The sequence below is a fragment of the Erythrobacter sp. genome (assembly GCA_019739335.1).
Lineage (GTDB): Bacteria > Pseudomonadota > Alphaproteobacteria > Sphingomonadales > Sphingomonadaceae > Alteraurantiacibacter.
On sequence record CP073261.1, the window covers coordinates 1,744,498 to 1,764,922 of the forward strand.

At 64.4% G+C, this 20,425-nt stretch carries 15 protein-coding genes; 9 read left to right on the forward strand and 6 right to left on the reverse strand.

What is annotated here, in order from left to right; all coding sequences use genetic code 11:
• Positions 1-27: 27 nt before the first annotated feature.
• Together JY451_08660 and crcB are read right to left on the reverse strand one after the other, a co-directional pair.
• On the reverse strand, positions 28-1,248 hold the full coding sequence (locus tag JY451_08660; protein ID QZH73849.1) for an RluA family pseudouridine synthase: 1,221 nt from the start codon (positions 1,246-1,248) through the stop codon (positions 28-30).
• Complete coding sequence (crcB, locus tag JY451_08665; GenBank protein QZH73850.1) at positions 1,245-1,658, reverse strand: fluoride efflux transporter CrcB; 414 nt, start codon at positions 1,656-1,658, stop codon at positions 1,245-1,247. The genes JY451_08660 and crcB overlap by 4 nt, the downstream gene beginning before the upstream one ends.
• 213 nt (positions 1,659-1,871) lie before the next feature.
• Between crcB and JY451_08670 the strand changes: the two genes are divergently transcribed.
• The 8 genes from JY451_08670 (at position 1,872) to JY451_08705 (ending at position 9,159) form a co-directional block, all read left to right on the forward strand.
• A complete protein-coding gene (locus tag JY451_08670; GenBank protein ID QZH73851.1) occupies positions 1,872-2,081 on the forward strand; it encodes a 30S ribosomal protein S21 in 210 nt (69 codons plus the stop codon).
• Between the two features lie 130 nt (positions 2,082-2,211).
• On the forward strand, positions 2,212-2,814 hold the full coding sequence (locus JY451_08675) for an FKBP-type peptidyl-prolyl cis-trans isomerase (GenBank protein ID QZH73852.1): 603 nt from the start codon (positions 2,212-2,214) through the stop codon (positions 2,812-2,814).
• 86 nt (positions 2,815-2,900) lie between these two features.
• Positions 2,901-4,637, forward strand: coding sequence for a DUF4153 domain-containing protein (locus JY451_08680; protein QZH73853.1), 1,737 nt, complete (start codon positions 2,901-2,903; stop codon positions 4,635-4,637).
• A 50-nt stretch (positions 4,638-4,687) separates the two neighbouring features.
• On the forward strand, positions 4,688-4,990 hold the full coding sequence (gene gatC / locus JY451_08685) for an Asp-tRNA(Asn)/Glu-tRNA(Gln) amidotransferase subunit GatC (protein ID QZH73854.1): 303 nt from the start codon (positions 4,688-4,690) through the stop codon (positions 4,988-4,990).
• A 130-nt stretch (positions 4,991-5,120) separates the two neighbouring features.
• Positions 5,121-6,602: an Asp-tRNA(Asn)/Glu-tRNA(Gln) amidotransferase subunit GatA gene (gene gatA, locus JY451_08690; GenBank protein ID QZH73855.1), complete on the forward strand. Its 1,482-nt coding sequence runs from the start codon at positions 5,121-5,123 to the stop codon at positions 6,600-6,602.
• A 1-nt stretch (position 6,603) separates the two neighbouring features.
• The gene (locus tag JY451_08695) at positions 6,604-7,182 is read left to right on the forward strand and encodes an NAD(P)H-dependent oxidoreductase (protein QZH73856.1); all 579 of its coding nucleotides are present in this window, start codon (positions 6,604-6,606) and stop codon (positions 7,180-7,182) included.
• The gene (gatB, locus tag JY451_08700; protein ID QZH73857.1) at positions 7,179-8,678 is read left to right on the forward strand and encodes an Asp-tRNA(Asn)/Glu-tRNA(Gln) amidotransferase subunit GatB; all 1,500 of its coding nucleotides are present in this window, start codon (positions 7,179-7,181) and stop codon (positions 8,676-8,678) included. The genes JY451_08695 and gatB overlap by 4 nt, the downstream gene beginning before the upstream one ends.
• A 19-nt stretch (positions 8,679-8,697) precedes the next feature.
• Positions 8,698-9,159, forward strand: coding sequence for a tRNA (cytidine(34)-2'-O)-methyltransferase (locus tag JY451_08705; protein ID QZH73858.1), 462 nt, complete (start codon positions 8,698-8,700; stop codon positions 9,157-9,159).
• Here the strand turns inward: JY451_08705 and JY451_08710 are convergent.
• The 3 genes from JY451_08710 to JY451_08720 form a co-directional block, all read right to left on the reverse strand.
• Entirely contained in the window at positions 9,129-10,547 is a 1,419-nt protein-coding gene (locus tag JY451_08710; GenBank protein ID QZH76654.1) for an AarF/ABC1/UbiB kinase family protein, read from the reverse strand. The genes JY451_08705 and JY451_08710 overlap by 31 nt on opposite strands.
• Positions 10,548-10,654: 107 nt before the next feature.
• Positions 10,655-10,963, reverse strand: coding sequence for a hypothetical protein (locus JY451_08715; GenBank protein ID QZH73859.1), 309 nt, complete (start codon positions 10,961-10,963; stop codon positions 10,655-10,657).
• 11 nt (positions 10,964-10,974) lie between these two features.
• Positions 10,975-13,848, reverse strand: coding sequence for an insulinase family protein (locus tag JY451_08720; GenBank protein ID QZH73860.1), 2,874 nt, complete (start codon positions 13,846-13,848; stop codon positions 10,975-10,977).
• Positions 13,849-14,016: 168 nt separating this feature from the next.
• Between JY451_08720 and clpB the strand changes: the two genes are divergently transcribed.
• Positions 14,017-16,596 (forward strand): ATP-dependent chaperone ClpB, encoded by a 2,580-nt coding sequence (gene clpB / locus JY451_08725; protein ID QZH73861.1) that lies wholly within the window; start codon positions 14,017-14,019, stop codon positions 16,594-16,596.
• A gap of 45 nt (positions 16,597-16,641) precedes the next feature.
• Here the strand turns inward: clpB and JY451_08730 are convergent, their stop codons facing one another.
• Entirely contained in the window at positions 16,642-19,986 is a 3,345-nt protein-coding gene (locus tag JY451_08730; protein ID QZH73862.1) for a TonB-dependent receptor, read from the reverse strand.
• Positions 19,987-20,425 lie beyond the last annotated feature (439 nt).

The window sequence follows — 20,425 nt, forward strand, 5'->3', positions numbered from 1 at the left end:
GAGACTCCGCGTCTCCGCGTGACACAATCATGGTTTCGGCTTCGGCCTTGGTTTGGCTGGGGGTTTCGCCGGAGCCTTGGGCTTGTGCACCGGCTTCCCCAAAGGCTTCCCGAAAGTCTTCCTGGCTGGCGGCTTTGCCTCTGCCTTCGCATCAAGTTTCGCCGCACCGCGTCCGCGCCGCGTGGGCTTGCTCCGGCGTTCTTGCTTGTTGTGGGCTTTCGACGCCTGCTTCTTTTCCGCCTTGGTGCGTTCCGGCTTCGGCTGGGCGAGCGGGCTTGCATCGCTCAGCCCTTCGTCGAACCCCAGCTGCGCCATGCTCGCGGCGAAATGATCGGGCAGGGGCGCGGTGACGTCGATGGTTTCGCCCTTGGGCGCCTCGATGATCAGGCGGCGGGCGTGGAGGTGCATCTTGCGGCTGACGCTGCCCGTCAGGAAGGCATCCTGCCCGCCGTACTTGCCGTCGCCCACGATCGGGTGGCCGATGGCGGCCATGTGGACGCGCAACTGGTGGGTGCGCCCGGTGAAGGGCTGCATTTCGACCCAGGCGGCGGCATTGCCCGCGCGCTCGACCACGCGGTAGACCGTCCGCGCGGTCTGGCCGTTTTCGGTGTCGACGTGCATCTTCTCGCCGCCGCTGCCCGGCTGCTTGGCGAGCGGTGCGTCGATGGTGCCTTCGTGGACATCGGGCACGCCGACCACCAGCGCCCAGTAGATCTTCTGCGCGCCACGGCTGGCAAAGCGCTTGGCAAAGAACGCCGCGCTGCTTGCGCTGCGGGCGACCAGCAGGACGCCGGAGGTATCCCGATCGAGCCGGTGGACAAGGCGCGGGCGCGCTTCGTCATCGTTGGCATAGGCGTCGAGCAGGCCGTCGACGTGCTTGTTCGTCTTGGTGCCGCCTTGTGTGGCAAGGCCCGGCGGCTTGTTGAGCACCAGCGCCGAATTGGTGCGCGTGATCAGCATCGCTTCGGCTTCGGCTTCCTGCTCCGGCGTCAGTTCTGCGCGCGGGCGGGGGGCGCGGTTCGGCTCTTCGCCGCCGGGAGGGACTCGAACGACCTGCCCCGTGGCGATCCGGTCCTCCGGCTTCACCCGCTTCCCGTCCACCCGCAATTGCCCGGTGCGCGCCCAGCGGCTGACCGTGCCGAAGCCGACCTGCGGCAGGTGCCGCTTGAACCAGCGGTCGAGCCGCAAGCCGTCGTCATCCGCATCGACGGTGAACTGGCGAACCTGGTCGGACGGGGCAGTACTCATGTAAAGAGCCTCGATACGGTAAGGCCGAAAATGAACCCCGACACCCCGAGCCCGATCGAAAGCATGATGTAGATCGCCGCCAGACCCAGTTGCCCGCGCTGGATCAGGTAGGCCATTTCGAGGCTGAAAGCGCTGAAGGTGGTGAACCCGCCGAGCAGGCCGACACCCAGCAGCAGCCGCAGGTGCTCCGAATTTTCCGGGGCGGAGCGGACCAGCCAGCCCGCCAGCAGCCCCATCAGCAGGCTGCCGATCGTGTTGACCGCCAGCGTGGCAAAGGGAAAGGCGTTGATCGCCGGCGCACCGAGCCAGCCGGTCATCGCCCGGCCAAGCTGGTATCGCGCCAGCGCACCGATCCCGCCGCCAAAGGCGACGCTCAGCGATGCAAGAAACGGGGAAGCGGTTTGGGACATGGCGCGCCTGTTAGACCAAGGCGAGGGCGCGCGGAACCCTAAAGCCACCTTTGCGGCACGCCGCGCCTTGCCTTTTGCCCCCGATTCGCCTATTCGCGCCCAATCGAGCCGATCCCCACAGGATTCGGCGCATTTTTCTTTGATCGAATATCCGGTGCCCCCGCGCCAGATCGCCGCGGGTTCGTACAGGTTTTGAAAGGTGGCTTAGGTTTTATGCAGATCATCGTCCGCGATAACAATGTCGAGCAGGCCCTGCGTGCGCTCAAGAAGAAGCTGCAGCGCGAAGGGGTGTATCGCGAAATGAAGCTGCGCCGCCACTACGAAAAGCCGAGCGAAAAGCGCGCCCGTGAAAAGGCCGCTGCCGTGCGCCGCGCCCGCAAGATGGATCGCAAGCGCATGGAACGGGACGGCATCAAGGTTTAACCTGTTGCTGCGCTTGATTGCGCCGCATTGCTAAGCCAAAGGGGCGTGGAGAGAGAACCTCCGCGCCCTTTTCCATTGGGCTAATCAAGCCAGTGTTTACGCCCTACCATACCAGCAGGAATCCCAGCCAATGACCGAAGTTACCCGTGTCCCCTTGCAGCCGATTGCCAAGGGTTCGCTGCTCAAGCTGTGGCTGGGCGTCCTGATCGCCGTGCTGGTTGCGGCAGGCATTGCCTGGGCCGCGATGCCCAAGGGCCTGACGGTGGATACGGTAACTGCGGGGGAAGGGCCGACGCCGGAAATGGGCGATATTGCCTTCATCCGCTATAGCGGCAGGCTGGAAGACGGCACGGTATTCGACCAGTCAGAAGGTGGCGGCTGGCCGATCCCCGACATCATGCCCGACGGTGCGCCGATGGGCTTGCAGGAAGGCGCGCTGATCGACGGCTTCCTCCAGGCGATCCTGCAGATGCAGAAGGGCGGCACTTACGAAGTCTTCATCCCGGCCGAACTGGCCTATGGCGATGAGCAGCGCGAAGGATCGCCGATCCCGCCGGGTTCGGACCTCTATTTCAACGTCACTCTGGTCGATTTCCTGCCCGAGGAAGAAGCGCAGCAGCGCTATATGACGATGGTGCAGATGATGCAGCAGATGCAGCCTGAAGGTGGCGCGCCGGGTGCACCGGGTGCTCCTGCTCCTGAAGACCAGCCGGTTCCCATTCCAGCTGAGTAGGCGCTTTCTCCAATTGCTCATGAAAGCATCATGATTCGACGCCCTGTTTCCGCCACGCTAGGTGACCGGAAACAGGGAGTGCGGGAATGAGCGAGAGCATGGGCGAAAGCGGAGTCGGAACCGCAAGCAGCGGTCACGATCAAGACGAATGGCCGCTGCGGCCGTGGCTGCTGGCGGCGCTGGGCGCGCTGGCGGGGCTGGCGATGTGGCTGCTGCTCGACGATGGCGATACCGAATCGCCTGCGCGCTTTGCCGGGGCGGCTTTCGTGTTCTTCGCCAGCGTTGCCGCAGCCTTCACTCTCAACGAAAAGCGCCCGCTTGAAGCGGTGATCTTTTCGCTGCTGCTCGGCGCGGTGATGGGCGGGGTAGCTTTCCTCGTCACCGATGCGGGCGAGCGGCTGGCGGGTGAGGAATTCGCTTTGGGGGCGGGCGTGTTCTTCTCGGTGCTGGCAGTGCCGCTGTTCCAGGCAGGCTTCCATCGCACCCGCTTTGCCACGCCCTATGCCGAAACTCACTTCCACGTCTGGTCCGATGCGGTCAGCGCGGGCGGAGCAGTGGCCTTCATGGGCCTGTCATGGCTGCTGCTGTGGCTGCTCGATGCGCTGTTCGGGCTGATCGGCATCAATGCCATCGAGGACCTGATCATGGAGGGCTGGTTCCCGCCCATGTTCATTGGCGCGACCTTCGGCGGCGCGCTCGGGGTGCTGCGCAACCAGCTTTCGATCATCGGCACGCTGCAACGGGTGGTGATGCTGGTCTTCGCGCTGCTAGCGGTGCCGTTTGCCGTGGCGCTGCTGATTTTCCTCGTGATCCTGCTCGCATCGGGCGGCAGCGCGCTGTGGGACGCGACCGATGCGGCGACTCCGGTGCTGCTCGCCTGCGCGGTGGGCGCCTTCGTGCTCACCAATGCCGTGGTGCGCGACGATGACGAAGCGCGCAGCCGCAATGTGGTGATGCAGGCGGCGGCGATTGCGCTGGCCGCGTGCATCCTGCCTCTGAGCCTGTTCGCGGCGATCAGCATGGGTATCCGGATCGACCAGTACGGCCTCGCGCCCGAACGCATCTGGGCGCTGATCGCCATCGTGATCGCCTGTGCCTATGGCGTGGCCTACTGGGCCGGGCTGGCGCGCGGGCGGCTGGCGGCGTGGTCGCATTACCTGCGGCGCGCGAACCTGCATCTCGCGGCGGTGACCTGCGTGGTGGCGCTGCTGCTGGCGCTGCCCTTGGTGGATTTCGGGGCGGTTTCGGCGCGGGATCAGGTGGCGCGGCTGGAAAGCGGCAAGGTGACGCCGGAGGAGTTCGATTATGCCGCGTTGCGCTGGGATTTCGGTGATGCCGGGCGCGAGGCTTTGGCGGAACTGGCTGAGGGCGAGGGCGAGGTGGCCGATCTGGCTACGGCGGCGCAGGCGCAGACCGAGCGGCCTTATGACTGGGAGCGGTATGTCTATGACGAAGTTGCAGAGCCGAGAGACGAAGCTGACCTAAACTTTCGTTTAGAGTCTCAGGATGAGACGTTAAGGACTTTGGTCGTCGACATGCTTCGCAACGAGGCAAGGTGCTTGGAGTTCTGTGTGGTTCTCGATTGGGGAGAAAACGACACTGGGCAGCGTGAAGTGGCGGTTGTCGAAAAGGATCAATATTGGGTCGCAGCTCTAACCTCACCAAAGGCCGAATGCGTTGAGAACGGTTGCCCTGATAGCCCACCACGGTCCCGACCAGAGCTGACAGAAGATTCGACGGTAGAAGTGAGGGATGTTCCCACCCGCTACATCTTCATTGATGGTCAGCCAGCATATGGCCCGTTCAGTTTTCTGGGAACCTAAGAGCATCATCGCAGCTTGAAGCCCGCCCGCCGTCTCGCTATCGGCAACCCATGTCCGTTACCCGAGAACAAGTGGCGAAAATCGCCGCGCTGGCGCGCATCCGTATGGACGAGCACGATCTCGACCGCATGGTGCCCGAATTCAACAAGATCCTCGACTGGGTCGAACAGCTGGGCGAGGTCGATACCAGCGGTGTCGAACCGATGACCGCGGTGATCCCGCAGGCGCTGCGGCTGCGCGCCGACGTGGTCGATGCCGATCCGCTCACCGGTGGCGGGCGGCAGGCCGATGTGCTTGCCAATGCTCCGGTGGCGGAGCACGGGTTTTACGGCGTGCCAAAGGTGATCGAGTGATGCTGGTCTTGGATCGAGTATTGCACGCGGGCTTCGACAGGCTCAGCCTGAGCGGGTCTGGGAACATAGAACACAAATCCGCTCAGCCTGAGCTTGTCGAAGGCCAGCCACCAACATTCCGGATATTCCCATGACCAACCTGACCCAGCTTGGCGTCCGGGCCCTGCGCGATGGCGTGGCCGCAGGCGATTTCACCGCGCGCGAAGTCGCCGAGGCGCACAATGCCGCCGTCGCCGCCGCGAGCGAGCTCAACGCCTTCATCGTCACCACCCCCGATCACGCGCTCGCTGCAGCCGACGCGGTGGACGCGGCGCGGGCCAAGGGCGAACGGCTCGGCCCGCTCGCAGGCGTGCCCATCGGCATGAAGGACCTGTTCGCCACCAAAGGCGTGCAGACCACTGCCGCGAGCCATATCCTCGAAGGCTTCACTCCGCAGTACGAAAGCACCGTCAGCCAGAAGCTGTGGGATGCGGGCGCGGGGATGCTCGGCAAGCTGAACATGGACCAGTTCGCGATGGGCTCGTCGAACGAGACATCGTATTTCGGCGCGGTCAAGAGCCCGTGGAAGAAGGCGGGATCGAACGTCACGCTCACCCCCGGCGGTTCGTCGGGCGGCTCGTCTGCCGCGATTGCCGCGCGGCTGTGCCCTGCGGCCACCGGCACCGACACCGGCGGCTCGATCCGCCAGCCCGCTGCGATCACCGGCACGGTGGGGATCAAGCCGACCTATGGCCGCTGCTCGCGCTGGGGCATCGTCGCCTTTGCCAGCAGTCTCGACCAGGCGGGGCCGATGGCGCGCTCGGTGGAAGACTGTGCCATCATGCTTGGCGCGATGGCAGGCTATGACTCCAAGGATTCGACCAGTTTGGATGCCCCGACACCCCAGTGGTTCGACAATCTGAACGCCGATATGCGCGGCAAAAAGGTCGGCATTCCGCGTGAATACCGGGTGGAGGGGATGGATCAGTCCATCCTCGACAGCTGGGAGCAGGGCAAGGCGTGGCTGCGCGATGCCGGGGCGACAATCGTCGATGTCAGCCTACCGCACAGCAAGTATGGCCTCGCCGCCTATTACATCGTCGCCCCCGCGGAAGCGTCGAGCAATCTCGCCCGCTATGACGGGGTGCGCTACGGCCTGCGCGACTTGCCCGAGGGTGCGGGCCTGCAGGACATGTACGCCGCCACCCGCGCAGCCGGTTTCGGGGACGAAGTGAAGCGCCGCATCCTGATCGGTACCTATGTGCTCTCGGCGGGCTTCTACGACGCCTATTACACCCAGGCGATGAAGGTCCGCACGCTGGTGCAGCGCGACTTCGATGCGGCCTTCGCGCAATGTGACGTGATCCTCGCCCCGACCACGCCGACCCCCGCCTTCGCGCTGGCGGAGATGCAGGACGATCCGCTGGCGATGTACCTGAACGACGTGTTCGCGGTGCCCGCCTCGCTTGCGGGGCTCCCGGCGATGAGCGTTCCGGCGACCTTGACGGCGGATGGTTTGCCGCTGGGCTTGCAACTCATCGGCCGCGCGATGGACGAACAGGGTGTGCTGAACGCCGGGCTGGCGATCGAACAGCGCGCGGGGTTTGTAGCGCAGCCGGAGAAGTGGTGGTAGGATGGGTCGCACACTGATCCTGAAGTTCCATCCCGGCTATGTGCCATCAAAGGTCAATGCCGCGATGACTGCCGCAGTGTCGGGGATGGACGGGGTCGAGACCGTCGACATGTACGCGCTCTACCCTGAAGAAGAGCAGATGAAGGCGGCCGAAGATGCCGAGATCGAGCGGCTGTACAGCGCTGAAAGGCTCTGCGTGCAGTTCCCGATCCACTGGTTCGCGGCTACCCCGCGGGCCATGGCGTGGCAGGACCTGGTGCTGAACCGCATGTTCTTTACCAGTCCGGATGAAGGAAAGCGGCTCAAGGGGTTGCCGTTCATGGTCGCCGCCACGGCAGGGATGGCTCAGGACACCTATCGTCCGGGTGGAAGAAATCTCTATCCACTGGAAGACCTGCTCCGGCCGTGGGAAGTGACGGCAAACCAGTGCGATTTCGCCTATGAAGCGCCATTCCTCGCCTATGGAACAGACGATTACGACGGGGCCGACCGCACGCGGGTGGCGGATGAATTCGCCGCGCGCATCGCGGGATGGACTGCGAGCATCGACCGCGCCGACAACCGACAGGGCATCATATGAGTAACTACCGCATCCACGGCGCAACCGGCGAATGGGAGGTCGTGATCGGCCTTGAAGTCCACGCGCAGGTCACTTCGCAGGCCAAGCTGTTCTCCGGCGCGGCAACCGCCTTCGGGGCGGAGCCGAACACGCAGGTCTCCCTGATCGACGCGGCGATGCCCGGAATGCTGCCGGTGCCCAATCGCGAATGCATCCGCCAGGCGGTGCGCACCGGCATGGCGATCAAGGCCCAGATCAATGCGTGGAGCCGGTTCGACCGGAAGAACTACTTCTACGCCGATCTGCCGCAGGGCTACCAGATCAGCCAGCTCTACCACCCGCTGGTGGGCGAGGGCGCGATCACTATCGAGGCGGACGAGAAGGCGGGGATTCCCGAAGACAAGGTGATCCGCATCGAGCGAATCCATGTCGAGCAGGACGCGGGCAAGCTGATGCACGACCAGCACCCCAGCATGTCCTACGTCGATCTCAACCGCGTAGGCGTCGCGCTGATGGAAATCGTCAGCCGCCCGGATATGACCTCGCCCGCTGAGGCGGGCGCCTATGTGCGCAAGCTGCGGGCGATCCTGCGCTATGTCGGTTCGTGCGATGGCAACATGGAAGAAGGATCGATGCGCGCGGACGTCAACGTCTCGGTGCGCAAGGTGGGCGATACCGAGCTCGGCACGCGGACGGAGACGAAGAACGTCAATTCGGTGCGCTTCGTGATGCAGACGATCGAATATGAGGCGCGCCGCCAGGTCGAGGTGCTGGAGGATGGCGGCGCCATCGTGCAGGAAACCCGGCTGTTCGATCCGGGCACCGGCACCACCCGCTCGATGCGCAGCAAGGAAGACGCGCACGATTACCGCTACTTCCCCGATCCCGACCTGCTGCCGCTGGAACTCGACGAGAGCTTCCTCGCCGAATGCCGCGCGAGCCTGCCCGAACTGCCCGATGCCAAGCGGCAGCGCTACGAAGGCGAACTGGGGCTGACGCCGTACAACGCCCGCGAACTGACCGCCGATGTCGAGGTGTTCGCGCGCTTCGAAACGCTGCTGGGCGAGACAGCTCGCGCGCTCGGCAAGCCCGAAGCGGCGGTGGCGACGCAGGTGGCCAACTGGTCGCTCTCGGTCGCGCCCGGTGTGATCAAGTCGCTGGGGGACGAGGGCAATGTCGCCCACGCCAGCGCCGCGCGGCAGGCGGCGATCCTGAAGATGCAGGACGCGGGCGAAATCAGCGGCGGGCAGGCGAAGGAAGTGTTCGAGATCGTGCTGCGGACGGGCCGCGAACCCGACGAGGTGGCCGAGACCGAGGGCCTCAAGCAGGTCAGCGACACCGGCGCCATCGAAGCCGCGATCGACGCGATCATGGCCGCCAACACGGACAAGGTGGAAGAATACCGCAGCGGCAAGGACAAGCTGTTCGGCTTCTTCGTCGGCCAGACGATGAAGGCGATGGCGGGCAAAGCGAACCCGGCGGTGGTGAACGCGGTGCTGAAGGAGCGGCTGGGGTGATTTGGCGCGCGAGCAGCCATTGACCTCCATCGTCCTCGTCCACCCCGAAATCGCCGGGAACACCGGTGCGATCGGGCGCACTTGTGTGGCGCTCGATATCGAGCTGGTGCTTATCCATCCGCTCGGGTTCACTATCACGGATACGCGGCTGAAGCGCGCGGGGCTGGATTACTGGCAGCACGTGCGGCTGGCAGAATTTGCCAGTTGGGAGGCATTTCTGACGGAGCGGCAGCCGCGGGCGGAGCAACTGTTCCTGTTCGAGGATGATGCACCCGCCAACTTCTACGAGCCGGACTATCCGGACGACGCCTATCTGGTGTTCGGGTGCGAGACCAAGGGTCTGCCCGATGCGATTCGCGAGCTTTATCGCGGGCGGGAGTTTCACTTGCCGATGCGGTCGGAGCATATCCGCTCGCTCAATCTGGCGAATACGGTGACGGCGGTGGCCTATCAGGCGCTGAGGCCCGCACTCTCCAGATAAGGCCGTACCAGCCCGCGCACGTCCACCATTGCCTTCAATCGCGCACACAAAAGAGCCGTGCCGCTGATCTTGCGCTGGACGAACAGCGTTTCGACCGGGGGGATGTGCCAGGCGGCGCGGTCTGCGGCCATTTCCATGCCTTCGTCGCGCAGGACGGCAATAAAGGCGCGGTCGCCAAAGTCGAACAGGCCGGGGCGGTTCATTTCGGTGACGATCACATCGATGATCGTGGCGAAGCGTTCGCCCTGCGCGGCGATCACGCCGGGGCTGACGAAGCCCGCTTCGAGCGCTGCCACCCGCACCGCATCGCGATCCTGCGCCAGCCCTGCCGCCAGCAGGTCGCGATAGCTCGCGGCCACCTGCGGATCGACCGCGCGGGTGGCGCCGAAATCGAGCAGCACCAGCTTGCCGCTTTCGGGCTGGTAGCGATAATTGGCGAAATTGGGATCGGTCTGCATCACCCCGAAAGTGAACAGCTCGCGCAGCACCAGCGCGATGATCTGCGTGGCCACCCGGTCGCGTTCGTCCTGCGGGGCGCTTTCGAGTTCCTCCACCGGGCGGCCGGGGACGAAATCCATCGCCAGCACCCGCGCGGTCGAGAATTCGGACGCAATGGCAGGGACGACGAAGTGATCCTCACTCGCCAGCCGTTCGCGGTAGAGCATCATCTGCTCGCCCTCGCGCGCGTAGTCGGCTTCCTCGTGCAATTGCCGCTTGGCCTCGGCCAGCAACGGGGCGAAATCGAGTTCGGCGGGCAGGAGGCCGGACAGTTTGAGCAGGGTGGCGACATTGTCCACATCGGCATCGATGCTTTCGCGCACGCCGGGATACTGCACCTTGATCGCCAGCTCGCGCCCGTCCTTCGCCACGGCGCGGTGAACCTGGCCGATCGAGGCGGCGGCGATGGGGCGGGGATTGAACTTGTCGAACCGCGCCAGCCAGCCCTTGCCCCATTCGGCATCGAGCACATCGCGCAACTGGTTCGGCGGCATCCGGTCCGCCTGCTCGCGCACACGGGCTAGGATCAAGGCCAGTTCGGGCGGCAGCATGTCGCCCGCATCCATGCTGATCATCTGCCCCAGCTTCATCGCCGCGCCGCGCAGGTGGGCGAGTTGGTCCGCCAACCGCATGGCATTGCCGGGGGTGAGGATCGCCTGCCGCAGGCTTGGCCGTTCGCCGCGAGCCAGCCGCCGCGCGCCTTCGGCCAGCACTCCTCCTGCGACCCCGCCCGCAAGCTTGCCGAAAGCGCCGATCCGCGCGGCGCGGCTGCTCGGCACCTTGCGGCTGCGGTAGTCGGGGGTCTCGTCGTCCACTGGGGATGCTCCTGCTGGCGAGGGAAGGCGAGGAAGCCAACCCCACACCCGCTCATGCTGAGCCTGTCGAAGCATAGCCACCATGCTCTCCCCCAATTGGGGCGAGGTAGTGGCTACCCTTCGACAGGCTCAGGGTGAGCGGGAGTAGTTAGGTAGGCCGGATGCCAACCGCCAGATGGACTTCAGCCCTGCCGCGTGCCTGTCAGCGCCATCTTGCCCATCATCCCGGCGTCGATGGTACCGGTCACCGCGTCGCCATCCACCGTGGCTTCGCAATCGAGCGTCAGCGGCAGCGGCATACTCATTTTCATTTGCCAGGTGAGGGTCTGGCCCGAAATGGTGCCGCCCCTGATGTCCATCGCCCCCAGCGTGCCGGTGAGCGAGCCGTCGAAGCCGGTGCCCGCCGCGTCGGGCACCACGGTCATCGTGCCGGTCTGGCGGCCCATCGGGGTATCGACGGCAAAGTCATAGCTGCCGGCCACGTTGCTCATATTTCTGTCCCTTAAAGTGCTGATGCGTCGAGATATTCGATTTCGGTTCCCAGTTCGTCCAGCTGGTTCTGGATCGCCGCGCGGTCTCCCACCACCACGATCACGAAATCGTCCGGCTGGAGATAGCGCGCCGCCGCCGCGTTGATCGCTGCGCCGTCGATGGAGCGATAGACCGCCGGGAGCGTCACGTCATAGCGCAGGTCGCGCCCGAGCAACTGGTTGCCGAGCAGCGCGCCGAGCACCTGCGCGTTGGTTTCGTAGCGGTTGGGCAGGTTGCGGACATTGCCGTCGGTCACGCGCTGCACTTCAGCAGCATCGACCGGGCGAGTGGCGGGGAAGGCGGCCATCTGGTCGAGGATCACGCGGATCGAATCGGCCGTCCGGTCGGCCTGCACCTGCGTGCCGACCTGCAAGCGGCGCGGCCCGCGCGATCCGGGGATGCCAGAGCCGATGCCGTAGGTCCAGCCGCGGGTTTCGCGCAGATCGTTGTTGAGCCGCGAGAGGAAGCCGTTGCCGATCACCTCGTTCGCCAGCTCCACCGCTTCGAACCCTTGCGGGTGGCCGCTGAACGGAGTCAGGCGGCCGAGCATGAGGTAGCTCGACGGCGAGTTGGGCCGGTCGATCACGATCACGCGCGGGGCAGGATCGGGCGTGGGAAGGGCCAGGTTCTTGACCGGCGCGGGGGTGGCCGGAGCCTGCCAGTCACCAAGGCTGGCTTCGAGCGCAGCGACCAGCTCCGCCATGCTCACATCGCCCACGGCGGTAATGGTGGCGAGATCGGGGCGGATCCACTCGGCGTGCTCGGCCACCATGTCGGCTGCGTCGAGCGCGGCGACAACATCGGCATCGCCGCTGGTCGAGGCATAGGCATAGGGGTGATCGGTGCCGTAGATCGCCGGGAGGAACGCGCGCTGCGCCAGCCCGCCGGGACTGGCGAGCTGCTGCGCGATCGAGGCCAGCCGCTGTTCGCGCACCCGCGCTACGGCGTCGGTCGCGAAGGCCGGATTGCGCACCACGTCGGCCATCAGGTCGAGCGAGGGGCGCAGGTTGGCGGTGAGGGCAGTGAGCGAGACGGTCGAGGTGTCGACTCCGGCCCCTGTCCCCAGCGACATGCCGAGCGCTTCCTGTTCTACCGCGATATCGAGCGCGCTGCGGGTCTCGGTGCCTTCGGTCAGCAGGTCGATCATGGTTTCATGCACGCCCGCCTGGCCGATCGGATCGGCGACCGAACCGGCATCGAAGACCAGCGCAATCGACACCTGCGGCACCGCTTGGCGGCGGGCCAGTATTACGGGAATGCCGTTCGACAGCGTGGCGCGCTCGACCTGCGGGAACGTGAGTTCGCCCACCGGCAGCGGCTCTGGCAGTGCGCGTTCGGGGCCGGTGCGGGTGACTTCCACCTGCACGCCGGTATCGGGGGCGGGCGGCGGATTGCTCGCCTCGTCGCCCCAGCCGCCCAGCAGCGCGCCGTCGAGCGTGCGTTCGCCGGGCACGACCACCAGCGTGTAGGAGGGCCGCGAAAGCCAGCGCTGCATCGCCGCGCGTACCGTTTCAGGGGTGAGCGCGGCCATCTGCTCGAGCTCGGTGCGGAAAAAGCCGGGGTTGCCGGTGTAGAGGAGCCCTTCGGCAAGGATCATGCCCTTGCCGTTGAAATTGCCGACGCTCTGCTGCGCGCCGATGGTGCCGGCGGCAACCTGCGTGACCGCGCGGTTGATCTCGTCCTGCGTCGGCCCTTCGGCGAGCATCCGGGCGATCTCGGCTTCCATCAGCGCCTGCGCGGCTTCGCGCGTCACGCCGGGTTTCACGTTGACCATCGCCTGCAACAGGCTCAGCTGTTCGTGCTGCTGGCTGTAGGCGACGACGCCGGTGGCCAGTTCCTCCCCGCGCACCATTGCGTTGTCGAGCCGCGAGGAATTGAGCCCGCCGAGGATCTGCATCCCTACCTGCAAGGGCACCGCATCGGGGTGCTGCATCCCCGGGCCGGTCCAGGCCTGATAGATGCGGGTAAGCGGCACCTGATCGGTAATTTCGCGGGTGACCGGCGCATCGAGCGTGACCGGCCCCGCTTCGCGCGTTACCACGTCGGGACCGCGCGGAATGTCGCCGAACCAGCGTTCGACCATCGGTCGGGCGGTGGCGGCATCGATATCTCCGGTCAGCGCGAGGACGACATTATTGGGGCCGTAGTTGTCGCGGAACCAGGTCTGCACGTCTGCCAGACTGGCGGCGGACAGATCGGCCATCGAGCCGATGGTGGAGTGGCGATAGGGATGGCCGACCGGCAGCAGGTCTTCCCACATCACGTAGTCGACGAGGCCGTAAGGATCGTTGTCTCCCTGCCGCTTTTCGTTCTGCACCACCATCCGCTGGTTATCGAGCTTCTCCTGGCTGATCGCGCCGAGCAGGTAGCCCATCCGGTCGCTTTCCATCATCAGCGCCAGATCGAGCGCGCCGGTGGGGACGACTTCGACGTAATTGGTGCGATCGTACCAGGTTGAACCATTTGTGCCGGTCGATCCGGCGCTTTCGAGAGGAATATCGAAGTTCTCGACGTTCTCGCTGCCGCCGAACATCAGGTGTTCGAACAGGTGGGCAAAGCCGGTGCGGCCGCGCGGTTCGTGTTTCGATCCGACCCGGTAGTAAGTGGTGACGCCGACCAGCGGGCTCTTGCGGTCAGTGTGGACCACCACCTGCAGGCCGTTCTCCAGCGTAAAGGTCTCGTAGGGAATGGCGACCGCGGCGATGATTTGGTCGAGACTGGCAGGTGCCGGAGCGGGCTGAGCACTCGCCACGGCGGCGGGCTGCGTCTCGGCAGTGGTACAGCCGAGCAGCGCAAGTGCAGCGGTGGCGGGGAGGAGCGAGCGGAGCGCGGTCGAAAGTTTCATCGGCAAGCTGTTAGCACGCCGTGTCGCTGGTGGAAGCCGTTTCGTCGCGCTATCCCAAGGTGGCGAAAGATTTTCGACCAAGCGCCGAAATTCGCGGGCTGGCGGCTCTTGTGTTGCGCAATTGCAACACTATCTGTCTGGGGTAATCCGATTGAGGGACAACAGGGCATGAATCTCGAAAAGTTCACCGACCGCGCCAAGGGCTTCCTGCAGTCTGCGCAAACCGTCGCCATCCGCAATTCGCACCAGCGGATTACGCCTGAGCATATCCTCAAGGCGCTGCTGGAAGACAACGAAGGCATGGCTGCCGGGCTGATCAGCCGCGCGGGCGGCAATCCTGCCGTGGCCGTGCAGCGGGTCGATGCCTTGCTGGCGAAAATTCCCGCGGTCAGCGGCGGCGGGGCGCAGGCGACGCCGGGGTTGGATAACGATGCTGTGCGGGTGCTCGATTCCGCCGAGCAGGTGGCCGAGAAGGCGGGTGATTCCTATGTCACCGTCGAGCGGCTGCTGCTGGCGCTGGCGCTGGCCAACACCACGGCAGCGGGCAAGGTGCTGGCCGATGCCGGTCTCACCCCGCAGGCGCTCAACACCGCGATAAACGAATTGCGCAAGGGCAAGAGCGCAGACAGCGCCAATGCCGAAGCCGCATATGACGCGATGAAGAAATATGCCCGCGACCTGACGCAGGCGGCGCGCGACGGCAAGCTCGATCCTGTGATCGGACGCGACGAGGAAATCCGCCGCGTGGTGCAGATCCTTGCCCGGCGGACCAAGAACAACCCGGTGGTGATCGGCGAACCCGGCACCGGCAAGACCGCGATTGCCGAAGGCCTCGCGCTGCGCATCGCCAATGGCGACGTACCCGACAGCCTGAAGGACCGCCGCCTGATGGCGCTCGATCTCGGCGCGCTGATCGCGGGCGCCAAGTATCGCGGCGAGTTCGAGGAACGGCTCAAGACCGTGCTCGATGAAGTGAAGGGCGCCGAGGGCGAGATCATCCTGTTCATCGACGAAATGCACACCCTTATCGGCGCGGGCGCAAGCGAAGGCAGCATGGATGCCTCCAACCTCCTGAAGCCCGCGCTGGCACGCGGCGAACTGCACTGCATCGGCGCAACCACGCTCGACGAATACCAGAAGTATGTCGAGAAGGACGCGGCGCTCCAACGGCGGTTCCAGCCGGTGTTCGTCGACGAGCCTTCAGTGGAAGACACGATCTCGATCCTGCGCGGGATCAAGGAGAAGTACGAGCTGCACCACGGCGTGCGGATCACCGACAATGCCATCGTTGCCGCCGCGCAGCTTTCCGAACGCTACATTGCGGATCGTTTCCTGCCCGACAAGGCGATCGACCTGATGGACGAAGCCGCCAGCCGCATCCGCATGGAAGTGGAAAGCAAGCCCGAGGAGATCGAAGGGCTGGACCGGCGAATCATTCAGCTGAAGATCGAGGATTCGGCGCTGGCGAAGGAGAGCGACCAGGCCAGCAAGGACCGCCTGCATGCCATTCGCGAGGAACTCGCCAATCTGGAGCAGAGGTCCAGCGAATTGACCACCCGCTGGCAGAACGAGCGCGACAAGATCCACGCCGAAGCCCGGGTCAAGGAGCAACTCGATGCTGCCCGGATCGAACTCGAGCAGGCGCAGCGCAGCGGCGATCTCGCCCGCGCAGGCGAACTGCAGTACGGCCGCATCCCGACGCTCGAGAAGGCCTTGGCCGAAGCGGGAATCCAGACGGAAAACGCGCTGTTGAAGGAAGAAGTGACCGAAGACGATATCGCTTCGGTCGTCAGCCGCTGGACTGGCATCCCGATGGAAAAAATGCTGCAGGGCGAGCGCGAGAAGCTGCTGAAGATGGAAGACGCGCTCGGCAAGCGGGTGATCGGGCAGGCGGCGGCGGTAAACGCAGTGTCCAAGGCGGTGCGCCGTGCGCGCGCGGGCTTGCAGGACCCCGGCCGGCCGCTCGGTTCTTTCCTGTTCCTCGGCCCCACCGGCGTCGGCAAGACCGAACTGACCAAGGCACTCGCGGCCTTCCTGTTCGATGACGATGCGGCGATGGTGCGGATCGACATGAGCGAATTCATGGAGAAGCACGCGGTCGCCCGGCTGATTGGCGCGCCTCCCGGCTATGTCGGCTACGACGAGGGCGGGGTGCTCACCGAAGCTGTGCGGCGGCGGCCCTACCAGGTGGTGCTGTTCGACGAGGTCGAGAAGGCCCATCCGGACGTGTTCAACGTGCTGTTGCAGGTGCTCGACGACGGGCGGCTGACCGACGGGCAAGGCCGGGTGGTCGATTTCAGCAACACGCTGATCATCCTCACCAGCAACCTCGGCAGCCAGTACCTGTCCAATCTGGCCGACGGGCAGCAGGTCAGCGATGTCGAGGACCAGGTGATGGAAATGGTGCGCGGCCATTTCCGCCCCGAATTCCTCAACCGGCTGGACGAGATCGTGCTGTTCCACCGGCTGGGCATGGAACACATGGCCCCGATCGTGGAAATCCAGGTCGGGCGGGTGCAGAAGCTGCTCAAGGATCGCAAGATCGTGCTTGAGCTGACCGACGGCGCAAAGGAGTGGCTGGGCCGGGTGGGCTACGATCCGGTCTACGGCGCCCGGCCGCTGAAGCGCGCGGTGCAGCGGTACTTGCAGGATCCGCTGGCGGAAAAGCTGCTGGCGGGCGAAGTGCCCGATGGCAGCACGGTGAAGATCGACGAAGGTGACGGCGAGTTGCAGATGGTGGTCTTATAGGTATTGGCGGGGACGCGGAATTCTGCGTCCCCGCTGCAATAACGCTCACATTCCCGGAATATCGCCCCGCAAGGTCACCCCGAGGAAGAAGTAGGTGCCGTAGGGATTGACCGGGTAGGAGAAGTTGGTCGGGTACGGCTGTTCGTCGGTGAGGTTGTTTACCCCGCCGTAGACCGAGAATTCGTCCGCATCGTAGGTCAGCGAGACATCGTGGATGAAGTATTCGTCCGCAAAGCCCGCCGCGCCCACCTGAGCTTCGGCTGTCTCGATCTCGATCCCGGCGAAGGCGGTGCTGTCCACATATTGCAGGCCATAACGCAGCGTGATCGGGCCGTAGCCGACGCTGAGGGAGCCCACGCCTGCCCATTCGGGGCGCTGCTCCTCGCGCAGGCCGGGGTTGTTGGCGGTGGGATCGGTGGGATCGAAGAAGCGATCGATATAGTCCACCCAGTTCACCGCCGCCCGTGCGCCGATATCGAATTCACCGATATCGAAGCTGTAGGCGACTGCCCCGTCGATGCCCGCGGTCTCGATGCGCCCGAAGTTCAGCTGGGTCTGTTCGAGGAAGGTGAAGCCGAGGAAAGTCGGGCTCCCTTCGGTGCCGTTGCGGGTGAACAGGTCGCAGAACTGGTTCGGGAAGCCGGCCGCATCGTAACAGCTGTTGACGATATCCTGCGAACTGACGGCGGCAATCGCGTCCTCGATCTCGATATTGTAGTAGTCCACCGAGACCACCAGACCCGGAATGAAGCGGGGCGTGATGACGGTGCCGAAGGTGTAGGTTTTGGCGGTTTCTTCGCTCAGATTGGGGTTGCCGCCGGAGGTGCCGGAAAAGCGCGCGGTGAGCGGGTCTTCGTAATCGTAGACGCCTCCGGTCGAGTAATCCTCCGCGCTCGCTCCCAAAGCCTGGAATGCAGCGATGCAATTGGCCTGCCGCAGTTGCGCTGCCGCCGCGTCCAGAACGTCGATTTGCGAAGCATCGCAGGGATCGGAAGGGCGGAAAGTGGTGCCTTGCTGCGGATCGAACAGTTCGGAAATGTTCGGGGCGCGCACGGCCTGCGAATAGGTGCCGCGGAAGCGGATATCCTCGATCGGCGCCCAGATACCGCTGAGGCTCCAGGTGAAAGTATCACCCACGGTCGAGTATTCCGAATAGCGCGCTGCACCGCTGACTTCGAGTACCTCGAAGAACGGCACATCGGCCAGGATCGGAATGTTGATTTCGGCAAAAGCTTCGGCAACGTCGAAACTGCCGCCGGTGTTGAACGTCCGCGTCTGGGCATCGAATATCAACTGCTGATTGTCGGATACGTCGCCAATGAATTGTCCGGCATCGATATCCGGCGTGTCGATCGGCGCAATGCCCAGTGTTAGCGGATCAAAGGCGAAGGAACTGCTTTCTTCGCGATATTCGGCACCCACCGCAAAGCCGATCGGGCCGCCCGGCATTTCGAAGAAGCTGCTGGTATCGCCCACCAGCGTGGCGTTGACGACGAATTGCTCGAGCGCCGCGCGGTTGGTGGTGGTGGCAGTGATGAAGTCCACAGCCTCCTGAGAAACCGACTGCTCGCCATTGAACAGCGAAGCGGGACGGCAGCTGCCGTCGCCCGGATTGAAGGTAAAGAAGCCACGCTCGATCACCGGGAAGAACTGGCTGCCCGGATGCCGCGCCTCGGGGTCGAGATCGGAACGGCAGACCACATTGCCGTTGGGCGTGCCGGTAAGAAACTCGCCCTCGTCCACCGCATCGATCGATGCGAACAGGCGGTCGTAAAGCACGGTGTTTTCGTTCTCGATAGTGGATTCGAAGCGCCCCCAGTTGGCGCTGACTTCCCACGAGAATTCGTTGCCCGCCCCGAAATCGCCGCGCAGCCCGCCGACCAGCCGGTAGGTCTCTCGCTCGGCGATCTGTCGCGCCAAGCCGAGATCGGTGAAATCGCGCGAAACCCGCAGCCCGCCCGCTTCATCGGCATCGGCCTGGATGGCCGCGGGGATGTAGGGATTGTCGGCGAAGATCAGCAGCGAATCGTAGAAGGTGTTGTAGGGGTTCTGCGAGCCGGTGACCGAGTTCACATACTTGGCATCAAGAAACAGCTCCACCCCGTCGCTGACGGCGAAATTGGCGAGTATGTTAGCGTAGATGCGTTCGTTGCTCGGGATCAGGCTTGCGCCGCTCAGCCGTTCGGGTGCACCATCGCCGCCGAACTGGTTGCTGGAACTGGCGATGATGCCGTCCTCGAAAATCTTCACTCCGCCATCGGGCGTCGAGACATAGCAGCCGCCGCCGCCGAAACCGGTGAGGCCGATGAAGCTTTCCTGGCAGTCGTTGATACCGTTATTGTTGATGTCGGCTTCGAAAAACCCGAAATCGCGGCGAAAGATCAGGCCTGCGCCGGACGAGATCGCGAAGCGCGGATCGGACTGGTAGGCGAGCGCCGGGGCATTGGCTGCCCGGTCGATCAATGCCAGCTCGGTCTGCGTCAACGTGGGAGTGGTGCCGAAAGTCGCCTCGTAATCGGCGATGAAATCGGCGGCGTCGGGAATGCTGAAGCCGAACGGCAGCAGCCCGTTGTCGATGCTGTAATAATTGGAGAAGTTGGGCGTCCCCGTCCCGAGGTCGCCCTTCTGGAACCGGCGCAGCGGGCTGGGATAGGTGGTGCCGGTGTTGAACTGGCCGTTGTTGGCGTAGAAGGCGCGGTCACCCTGCAACAGCTCCTCGGTGTGTGAGTAGCCCATGGCCAGCGTGATATTGCCCCGGTTGTTCGGCAGGTCGAACCCGATCGCCCCGTCGATCGAACCGGTGAAGCCGTCGCCATCGGCGGACAGGCCGCCCACCGCGTCGATCTCGAAGCCGGTAAAATCGTCCATCAGCACGTAGTTGACGACCCCGGTCACGGCGTCGGCGCCATAGACGGCGGAAGCACCGCCGGTGAGCACTTCGACGCGCTCGATCAGCGCAGTGGGGATGCTCGACACGTCGACAATCTGGCTTCCCGATACGCCCGATACGTGGCGCCGCCCGTCCACCAGTACCAGCGTCCGCACCGCACCAAGCCCGCGCAGGTTGAGCGTGGCCTGGCCGACCCCGCCCTCGCCGTTCTGGAGCGAGTCACCGACTGTACCGGAATTGGCGAGCGCAGGGATCTCGCGCAGGGCATCGGTGGCGTCGATCACCCCGGTATTGCGGATATCGTCGGACGATACCGTCGCGATCGGGGAAGGGGCGGCTTCGTTGGCGTCGCGCTGGATACGGGAGCCAGTGACGACAATTGTGGATTCGTCTGAAGCTTCCTGTCCGCCGCTTTCCTGGGCGAGCGCGTTGGTGGACGCGAGCACCATCGAAACTGCAATGGGCGCGCAAGCGAGTTTGAGTCTAGCCTGAAAGTTCATGGTCCGGTCCCCGTGTTCGAAGTGACTGCCGAGTTTGATGCGACAAGGGGAAAGTGCTTCACAGTTCGCAACTGCACAATCAGACAATTACGTGAGACCCAATTTTGGAGAAACTATGTTGCACCGCAACAACAAAAATCTGTCTATTTCGAATAAATACAGAAATAACAGTAATTTGCCGAACACAGACCAAAGGCTAGGGTCACCCACCGGAGGTGTGTGAATTTAGTCACAGCTAAAACCAAAAGGGGATATATGCGGCAACCCGAGGCCCTGCCGTTTTGACAAGGGGCACCCGCTATTGCACTCAACACGGTAGCGCATGGACCAACGCAGCTTACCCCTGCAGGTCCGACGCGTGGCGATGGTTGGCACCTCTCCTTGCCCAACCCGCGCTGAACGATAAATGAATTCGGGTCTCGTGGTTGCGATACCCTCT